The sequence below is a fragment of the Bilifractor sp. HCP3S3_D3 genome (genome assembly GCF_052063915.1).
GTDB lineage: Bacteria > Bacillota > Clostridia > Lachnospirales > Lachnospiraceae > Bilifractor.
Window position 1 is genome coordinate 1 of the sequence record NZ_JBQHWP010000051.1, and the last position, 1034, is coordinate 1034.

Annotated in this window: 1 protein-coding gene; it reads left to right on the forward strand. The window is 43.4% G+C overall.

The features are described from left to right. Nucleotides 1-21: 21 nt before the first annotated feature. On the forward strand, nucleotides 22-1034 hold a 1013-nt coding region (gene ltrA / locus ACTNDI_RS13980), incomplete at its 3' end, for a group II intron reverse transcriptase/maturase (RefSeq protein WP_441101569.1).

Sequence of the window (1034 nt, forward strand, 5' to 3'; positions counted from 1 at the left end):
AGAAAGGAGGAATGACCGTTAATGGCAGAAAACATTGAAAACAATGGCTGTTCGCAAAGAGATAGTGCGGAACACAACGGGTATGCGAAAGCGCCTAGGTCATTCAATCGGATATGGAAAGAAAGAGACAGTGCACAGCCGAAGCTCTTGGAAGCGATACTGTATAAGGACAACTTTAATAGAGCGTATAAAAGAGTTAAGGCAAACAAGGGAGCGCCAGGTATTGATGGAATGACTATTGAAGAGGCACTTCCATACCTTAAGGAACATCAGCAGGAGTTAACTGACCGCATATACCGCGGTAAGTATACCCCATCGCCAGTCAGGCGAGTTGAGATTCCAAAACCAGATGGTGGTGTGCGTAAACTTGGCATACCCACCGTGATAGACCGAACACTCCAACAGGCAATAACTCAACAGTTAGTGCCAATCTATGAACCATTGTTTGCGGATGGAAGCTACGGCTATCGTCCAAACAGAAGCGCAAAGGATGCTATACAGAAAGTAAAGGAATACGCAGAACAAGGCTACACTTTTGCGGTAGTCTTGGACTTATCAAAGTATTTCGACACCTTGAATCATGAAATCCTAATCAACCTCCTCAGAAGGAATGTGAAGGATGAACGTGTAGTTCAACTAATAAAGCGTTATCTGAAAAGTGGGGTAATGGAAAATGGAGTGGTCATTGATACAGAGGAAGGCTCACCGCAAGGTGGAAATCTATCTCCGCTTCTTGCGAATATCTACCTCAATGAGTTTGACCAAGAGTTTCTGAAAAGAGGTGTGCCCTGCATAAGATATGCAGATGACATAGTCCTTCTTGCGAAAAGCAAAAGAGCATCGGAAAGACTTTTGGAAAGCAGTACGAAATATCTCGAAAAGAAACTGAAGCTAACGGTTAATCGAGAGAAAAGCCGTACTGTCAGCGTGTTTGCAATCCGAAATTTTAAATTCCTTGGCTTTGCATTGGGAAGGAACGGTAGTGGCATTTATGTCAGGGTTCATCCAAAGTCATGGAAGAAGTTCAAGTCAAA